Genomic DNA, 8060 nt, shown 5'->3' with positions numbered 1-8060 from the left:
GTGCCGCCGTCCGTCGGGCAGATCAAACCCCACCAGCAGCGTGCCCCGCACCACCACCATGAAATGGGTGGAGATCCGTCCGCGCCAGCAGACCTGAGTGCCGCCGGGGTGGATTTCCAGTTGTGCGGACCCGGCCATCAGCGCCAGCGTGCCCGGCTGCGCCTTCATCAGCCAGGGGATGGAACGCAGCGCCGCCAGTGCCTGATCGTGCGGCGACCGGAGGTCGGCTGGAGGGGCGGGGCGCATGGCAGTCTGGAGGAGGGTTGGCGAATACCCTGATGCCTTGTGTCGGGTAGCCGACTGTGAAGTCCGGCTCGCGGAAGAAGAATCGTATCCGAACAACCGCAGCGCGTATGAACCTCTCTAAATACTCCATCCCGGCCACCGCCATGCTCGAACGCATGAAGGCGGCGGCTATCGACCACTTTGTCACGGTTCCCGATTGGGTGCAGATGTCGCTCCATCAGCAGCTGGAGACCGGCAGCCACGGCATCCGCCAGATCAACGCCGCTAGCGAAAACCAGTGCGTCACGATGGCGGCCGGGCTCACGCTGGGCGGCAAGAAGCCCCTGGTGTCCATGCAAAACCAAGGCCTTTACAACTGCGTGAACACGCTGCGCGCGGTCTGCCTTGACGCGCATATTCCCCTGGTGTTCCTGGTCGGCCAGTTCGGCCGCGAGTACGCCAACCTCGGGCAGGACTCGCGCCTGTCCCGCCGCACCATGGTCCGCGTGATGGAGCCGATGCTCGATGCGCTGGACATTCCCTATTTCCGCCTCGAGCGTCCGACGGACCTGGGCCTGCTGGACCAAGCCTATGAAGTGGCCCAGCAGCGATCCACTGCCGCCGTGATTCTGTTGGGCGCACCGATGTCCTGGAGCTGATCATGATGAATATGTTGCAGGCCTGCGCCCCCGTCGCCAAATCCCGGCCCCACGACTCCATGCTCGTGGCCACCATGGGTGCCATGTTCACTTTCGACATGATCGAAGGCCCCCAGGGCAACGCCAAGGGCATCCCCACCCTGGGCGGTACCGCGGGGTTACTGATTGGCTTTGCCGCTGCCAAACTGGTCAAGGCGGTCAGCGCCGACGACAGCCAGGCCGACAAGGTGCGCAGCCGCATCAGCTCGGTGCCTCTCATGGGCGGCGCCGCGTGCCTGGGGCTGGGCCTGGCGCTGGCGCAGCCTGACCGGGCGGTGGTGGTGGTCGACGGCGACGCCAGCCTGATGCTGGAGCTGAGCGGACTGGCCACCGTGGCCCGTGCCAAGCCACGCAAGTTTTTGCATGCGGTCATTCACAACGGCACCCAGTTCACCGGCTTGGGCAACCTCACTGCACCTGCGGCGGGCTTTGACTTTGCCGGCGCGGCTCGGGTGGCGGGCTATGTCCATGCCGAGCGCATCGACGACGCCCAGGTGTGGGAGCAGCGCCTGCCCGCGTTGCTGGCGATGGAAGGCCCCGTCTTCGTCGAACTCGGGGTCGACCCGGTGCCTGCCCGCACCAAGCCGGGCTTTGTGCAGGACGAAATGCCAGACCGGCAGTTCGAGCGCATGGGCCAAGAGGCAGTTCGCCTGCAGTCCTGGCTGCGCGGGGAAACCGTGTGACTTCCACGGAGACGTTTGACTATGTGGTGATCGGCGCCGGCTCCTCGGGCGCCACGTTGGCCAGGCGCCTGGCCGATGCCGGCAAGCAGGTGCTGCTGCTCGAAGCGGGCGCGCCGCGCCAAAACGATTTCTGGGTGCGCACCCCGCTGGGCATTGGCCGGCTGCTGCTCAACCCCGACTACGTCTGGCCCTTCAACACCCAGGAGCAGACCGCTCTGCATGGCCAGAAAATCTATTGGCCGCGCGGACGCCTGCCGGGCGGCTCGAGCTCGGTCAACGGCATGATTTATGTCCGGGGCGACCCGGCCGAGTTCGACCACTGGCGTGACCTGGGCAACCCGGGCTGGGGCTACCAGGACCTGCTGCCCTATTTCAAGCGCATGGAGAACTTCACCGAGGGCGACCCCCAGTGGCGCGGGCGCGGCGGGCCGATCCATGTGACCAGCCTGCGCCACGACCCGCAGGTGCTGGGCGACGCATTCGTCGAGGCGTGCCAGCAGGCAGGCATCCCGCAGACACCCGATTACAACGGCGAGCGCTACGAGGGCGTGTGCCATCTCCAGCTCAATACCCGGGGCGGCGAGCGCTGTGGCACCGCGCGCGGCTATCTGGCGGGCGATCTTCCCGCCACGCTGACCCTGCGTACCGAGTGCGTGGCTACCCGGATCCTCTGGGAGGGACGGCGTGCGGTGGGCGTGGCTTACCAGCGCCAAGGCGTCAACGCCGTGGCCCATGCGCGCGCGGAGGTCATCTTGTCGGCCGGTCCGATCAAGTCGCCGCAATTGCTCGAGGTCTCCGGGGTCGGCCAGCCCGAGTTGCTGGCATCTATCGGTGTCCCGGTCGTGCACGCCTTGAAAGGCGTGGGCGAGAACCTGTTGGACCATCTGCAGACACGCATCACCTTTCGGGCCCGGCGCCGGGTCACGCTCAACGAGATCATGTCCAGCCGGTGGCGGCCCTTCCTCATGGGCGCTGGCTATTTGCTCACGCGCAAGGGGATGATGGCCACGCCCTCGGCCACTGTGCATGCGCTGGTGCGCACCGACGAGAGCCAGGCGCAGCCCACGGTGAAGATTCAGATGCATCACCTGAGCGCGGCCAGCCGGTATTCCCGCACCCGCGGTGCCGGCCTCGACCCCTTCCCGGGCTTTTCTATCGGTCTGTTCCAACTGCGTCCGCAATCGCGCGGGTCCCTGCACGCGACCGGGCCGGACGCCCTGCTCGACCCGGTGATGGACCCGCGCTACCTCACGCACGAGGAAGACCGGCGCATCATGCTGCAAGCCTTCCGGCTGGCGCGCCGGGTCGCTTCCCAAGGGGCCCTGGCCGATCTGATCACCGAGGAGACCCGGCCCGGTCCCGGCGCCGTCTCCGACGAAGAACTGCTGCATTACATCCGCGAGAGCGGGCAGACCTCCTGGCACCCCATCGGAACCTGCAAGATGGGTGTCGACGACGCGGCGGTGGTCGACCCGCAGTTGCGGGTGCACGGGCTCGATGCAATCCGTGTGGTGGACTCCTCCATCATGCCCACCATGCCCTCGTCCAACACCAACGCCGCCTCCATCGCCATCGGCGAGAAGGCCGCCGACCTCCTTTTGGGATCACGATCATGAGTCAGACAGGACCTCTGAAGTCCGGTGACCCGGCCCATGGCCACCAGGCCAAGATTGGCCGCACGCACAAGGACAGCCAGCCCTGGTGGCCCCCCACGCCAGGGCGGCGCGGGCCGAACATCGTGTTCGTTCTGCTCGACGACCTGGGCTTCTCTGATTTCGGCTGCTATGGCGGCGAGATCCACACGCCCCATATCGATGCCTTGGCCGGCGCGGGCTTGCGCTACACGCAGTACACCACGGTGCCGATGTGCACCCCGGCCCGCGCGGCCCTGATGACAGGCAAGAACCCGCATTCGGTCGGCTGCGGCTGGCTCACCCACGCCTTGCCGGGCTACCCTGGTTACCAGGCCGGTGCCATCAGCCCGGACGCGCCCACCCTGGCCGAGATGCTGCGCTCGGCCGGCTATGGCACCTATGGGGTCGGCAAGTGGCACAACACGCCCGACTACCAGGCCACCTCTGGCGCTGACAAGTCCTCCTGGCCGCTGCAAAAGGGCTTTGACCGGTTCTACGGATTCCTCGGCGCCGAGACCAACTTCTTCTCGCCAGGGCACCTGATCAACGGCAATGAGTTCGTCGACGCGGACACCTACCCGGCCGACTACTACAGCACGGACGACTGGACCGCCCGCTCCATGCGCTTTCTGCGCGGGCACGTGACGAACGACGCCGAGCGGCCCTTCTTTCTTTACCTGGCGCACAACGCGCCCCATGTGCCCTTGCAGGCGAGGCCCGAGGAAGTCGCCCGCTACGACGGGGTGTACGACGCCGGTTGGGACGCGGTCCGCGAGGCCCGCTTCGAGCGCCAGAAGCGTGCCGGCCTGGTGCCGGACGATTGGCGCCTGGGCGACCGCTCGCCGGGCATTCCGGCCTGGGACGATGTGCCGCCCGAGCAGCGCCCGCTGATGGCGCGCTACATGCAGATCTATGCGGCCATGGTCGAAGGCATCGACCGCAGCATCGGCGAGATCAGCGCCGAGCTCAAGCGCCTGGGCGTCTGGGAGAACACGCTGTTCGTTCTGACCTCGGACAACGGCGCGTCCTCGATCGGCGGTCCGGGTGGATCGGCCAACATTTTCGAAAAGCGCGTCACCCAGAAGGAAAACCCGGCCCTTGCGCGCGAGATGCTCGAGTCGGGCACGCTGGGCGGGATGAACTCCTACCCCGCCTACCCGGTGGCCTGGGCGCAGACCAGCAACACGCCGTTTCGCTTCTACAAGCGCACGCCGATGAACGGCGGCATTCGGGTGCCGTTCATCGTGCACTGGCCGGCTGGCATCGCCGACGGCGGCAGCCTGCGCCAGCAATGGGTGCACGCCACCGACTTGCTGCCCACGGTGCTTGACCTGCTGAAGATGGACTACCCGCTGCAGCACCAAGGCTTCAAGACCCGCGGGCTCGATGGCGTGAGCTTCGCGGCTTCGCTCACGCAGGGCAATCATCCCAGTCAGCGTGACCGTCAGTACTACGAACTCGAGGGGCATCGCGGCTACCGGCTTGGGCCCTGGAAGGCGGTCTCGCTGCAGCCGCCCGCACAGCCCATCGACTTGGACCGCTGGATGCTGTTCAACCTCGACGAGGATCCGACCGAGTGCAAGGACTTGGCCGCCGCCCGGCCCGACAAGCTCGCCGAGCTGCTGGCGGCCTTCGAGGCGGATGCCGCCCGCTTCAACGTCTACCCGCTGGACAACCGCGACAACCGGCGCGTGCTGGCGGTGCCCGACCCGATGCGCCGGCTGGCCAATTCGCCCCGCGACTTCTGGCCCGGGACGGAAACCTATTCGCCCATGCTCGTCTCGCCCCTGGTGGGCGACCGCGACTACCGGCTCTCGTGCGAGTTCGATTGGCAGCCAGGTCAGTCGGGCGTGCTGTTCGCCATCGGCGACAGCTTCAACGGCCTGTCGGCCCAGGTCCGCGAGGGGCAGCTGCAGGTGGTCTATCGCGCCTCGCCCACGCACACGCATGCCGCGCAAGTGGCCCTGCAGCCCGGGCCCCAGACGCTGGAGCTTTTGCACAAGGCCATGGGTAACCGCGAGGGGCGGGCCAAGGTCTTGGTCGGTGGCGCCGAGGTGGGCGAGATCGACACCACGCCCACCTTCCTGCGCATCGCGGGCGAGGGGATGGATGTGGGGCGCGACCGCAAGCGTAAAGTGATTCCAGGCCTGACCCCCGGCGATCCCCACGCCTACCCCGGGCAGATCCGTCGCGTGCGGATTGAGCCGGGACCCCAAGCACCCGGAAGCATCGTCAACCGGCTCGAGTCCGAAGTCCAACTGGACTGAGGGCGCAACGTGTTACCCGTCCATCAACAGGAGATGCACTCATGAATGAATCGATCCGTCGTCGTGGCGCCCTTCAATGGCTGGCGGCAGCCGGCCTGGCCACCCAATTTCCCGCCATGGCCCAGCCCGCCAACTGGCCGAGCAAGCCGCTGCGCTGGATCGTGCCCTACCCGGCTGGCGGGACGCCCGACAGCACCTCGCGCTCGGTCGGCGAGCAAGTGGCTCGCATCCTCGGCACCTCCGTCGTGGTCGAAAACCGGCCGGGTGGCTCCGGCCTCATTGGCGTGCGGGCGATGACTGCCCAGCCCGCCGACAACCACACCCTGGTGTACCTGTCCTCTGGCCATGTGACCCTGGCGGCCATGCCTGCGCCATTCGACCTGCTGCGCGAGGTGCGGCTGGTCACGCGCATTAGCAATTCGCCTTTCGTGCTGGCGGTCAACGCGGAGTCGCCTTACCAGACGGCAGGAGACCTGGTCAAGGCGATCCAGGCCCGGCCCGGCACCCTGACCTTCGGTACCGCCGGCCAGGGCTCCCCCGCGCACATGGCGGTCGAGTACATGACCGAGGCCCTGCCCGGCCTGAGCGCCACCCACATTCCCTACAAGGGCGCGGTGGAATCGGCCAACGCCCTCCTGGGCAAACAGATCGACTTCACCATCAGTGTGCTGGGCGCGCTGTTACCCAACATCCAGGGCGGCAAGCTCCGGGCGCTGGCGGTGACCACTCCCGCCAGACTGCCGGCGCTTCCTAACGTGCCGACCCTGGCGGAGGCAGGCGTCCCGGGCTACCAGTACTCCGCCTGGGGTGGTATGGCCATGCACAAGGACACGCTGGACGCCATCGTGCAGCGGATGCATCAGGTGCTGGCCGAGGCCTGCGCGACCGAAGCGGTGCGCGCGCACGTCCAGCGCAATGCGGCCATCATGGACGTCACCGACAGCCCGCGCGCCTTCGTCGCGGCCGTCGAGAAGGAAATCGTCAATGAGCGACGCGTCGTCAAGCGCTTGGGCCTGACCGGTTGAAATTGATCGGGTCCCCACGGGCTCGGGTCCACACGGCCCGTGCCCGCGCGAGTCGGGCTCACACAGGCGCGCTGCCTAGAATTGGCGCGACATGATGAAGCAACAGTTCCCTCACGCTCCTATGCAAACGCCCGCAGATCGCCCTTGGCCGGATTGGTCGGCCGATTTTTGCCAGGTGCCCGATTGGCTCACTCCCTGGGCGGGCCTGCGGCCCGATGCGATCGCGCTGTCGGACGATCAGCAGACGCTCACCTGGCGTGCGCTCGTCGACCGGGTGCACAGCATGGCTGCAGCCCTCCAGGCGCAGGGCCTTCGGCCCCACGAGCCGGTGGCGATGTTGGGGCGCAGCAATGCGGCGCAATTGCTGGCGTATCTGGCGGTGGTGGTGGCCGGTGGCGTGGCGGTGCCGCTGCCGCAGCTGGCCACGCCCGCTCAATGGGCGAGCATGCTGGCCAACTGCGGTGCGCGCTGGCTCTTTGCCGATGCCGACCTGGACTTTGGCCGTCACGGCCTGGGCCTGTCACTGATCGAGATCAGCACCGAGGGTCATTATCGGAGCGAGGGCCGACCCTGGGGCGATCAGCCGGGGGTGCCGACACCGGCGAACGTGACGCCCGGCGACCCGTTCAACATCATCTATTCCTCCGGCACCACCGGTGAGCCCAAGGGTATCGTCCAGCCCCAGCTGATGCGCTGGATGCATGTTCGGCGCGCAGAGCGCTACCAGATGACGACGGACTCGGTGACGCTGATTGCCACGCCGCTGTACTCCAACACCACCCTGGTGGCGGTCTTGCCCTGCCTGGCCGCGGGCGGCCGGGTGCACATGGTGCCCAAGTTCAGCGTGTCGGGCTATCTCGAGCTGGCCGCTTCCCTTCGCGCCACCCACACGATGCTGGTGCCGGTGCAGTACCAGCGCGTGATGGCCGACCCCAGCTTCGATGACTACGACCTGAGCGCCTTTGTCATGAAGCTCAGTACCAGCGCACCCTTTCGCGCGGACTTGAAGGCCGACATCGTGCGCCGCTGGCCCGGTGGCATGCTGGAGCTCTATGGCATGACCGAGGGCGGCGGCACGTTTCTGCTCGATTGCCAGGCGCATCCTGATAAGTTGCACACCGTGGGCCAGCCGACACCGGGTCACAGGATCCGCCTGCTCGATGAAGAGGGCCAGGTCTTCGAGGCCGAGCCGGGTCGGGTGGGCGAAGTGGTCGGCCATTCCTTCGCCATGATGACCGCCTACTCCGGCGACCCGGCGCGCACCGCCGAGGCCCAGTGGTTCGACGAGGAAGGCCGGCGCTACATCCGCACCGGCGACCTGGGCTGTTTCGACGAAGACGGTTTTCTGATGCTGCGGGGCCGCCGCAAGGACATGATCATCTCCGGGGGCTTCAACATCTACCCGAGTGACCTCGAAGTCGTGATGCGCGGCCACCCGTCGGTTGGTGAATGCGGCGTTGTCGGTGTCCCCTCCGAACAATGGGGCGAAACGCCAGTGGCCTATGTGGTCTTGCGTTCTGGTGCCCTC

At 67.2% G+C, this 8060-nt stretch carries 7 protein-coding genes; 6 read left to right on the top strand and 1 reads right to left on the bottom strand.

What is annotated here, in order from left to right; genetic code table 11:
- Positions 1-246, bottom strand: a 246-nt coding sequence (locus tag QE494_RS05215; RefSeq protein WP_300041851.1) for a hypothetical protein, incomplete at its 3' end; no start/stop codon positions are given.
- A gap of 107 nt (positions 247-353) precedes the next feature.
- Here QE494_RS05215 and QE494_RS05210 point away from each other — a divergent pair.
- The 6 genes from QE494_RS05210 to QE494_RS05185 all read left to right on the top strand — a co-directional run.
- Positions 354-884 carry a thiamine pyrophosphate-binding protein gene (locus tag QE494_RS05210; protein ID WP_300041850.1) on the top strand — a complete coding sequence of 177 codons (531 nt, stop codon included), beginning with the start codon at positions 354-356 and terminating at the stop codon, positions 882-884.
- Positions 885-886: 2 nt separating this feature from the next.
- Complete coding sequence (locus QE494_RS05205) at positions 887-1606, top strand: thiamine pyrophosphate-dependent enzyme (protein WP_300041849.1); 720 nt, start codon at positions 887-889, stop codon at positions 1604-1606.
- Positions 1603-3222, top strand: a complete 1620-nt coding sequence (locus QE494_RS05200; protein WP_300041848.1) for a GMC family oxidoreductase — start codon at positions 1603-1605, stop codon at positions 3220-3222. Before QE494_RS05205 ends, QE494_RS05200 begins: the two co-directional genes overlap by 4 nt.
- The gene (locus QE494_RS05195; RefSeq protein WP_300041847.1) at positions 3219-5507 is read left to right on the top strand and encodes an arylsulfatase; all 2289 of its coding nucleotides are present in this window, start codon (positions 3219-3221) and stop codon (positions 5505-5507) included. Before QE494_RS05200 ends, QE494_RS05195 begins: the two co-directional genes overlap by 4 nt.
- A gap of 41 nt (positions 5508-5548) precedes the next feature.
- A complete protein-coding gene (locus QE494_RS05190) occupies positions 5549-6532 on the top strand; it encodes a tripartite tricarboxylate transporter substrate binding protein (RefSeq protein ID WP_300041846.1) in 984 nt (327 codons plus the stop codon).
- Between the two features lie 91 nt (positions 6533-6623).
- On the top strand, positions 6624-8060 hold a 1437-nt coding region (locus QE494_RS05185), incomplete at its 3' end, for a class I adenylate-forming enzyme family protein (RefSeq protein WP_300041845.1).

The organism is Ramlibacter sp. (assembly GCF_029866045.1).
GTDB lineage: Bacteria > Pseudomonadota > Gammaproteobacteria > Burkholderiales > Burkholderiaceae_C > Ramlibacter.
The sequence above is the reverse complement of the archived record's forward strand: the minus strand, read 5'-3'. Positions and strand labels throughout refer to the sequence as shown.

Bases quoted from the DNA above. Each gene is read 5' to 3' on its own strand.
- QE494_RS05190 (WP_300041846.1), top strand. From the start codon at position 5,549: ATGAATGAATCGATCCGTCGTCGTGGCGCCCTTCAATGGCTGGCGGCA.
- QE494_RS05205 (WP_300041849.1), top strand. From the start codon at position 887: ATGATGAATATGTTGCAGGCCTGCGCCCCCGTCGCCAAATCCCGGCCC.
- QE494_RS05195 (WP_300041847.1), top strand. From the start codon at position 3,219: ATGAGTCAGACAGGACCTCTGAAGTCCGGTGACCCGGCCCATGGCCAC.
- QE494_RS05210 (WP_300041850.1), top strand. From the start codon at position 354: ATGAACCTCTCTAAATACTCCATCCCGGCCACCGCCATGCTCGAACGC.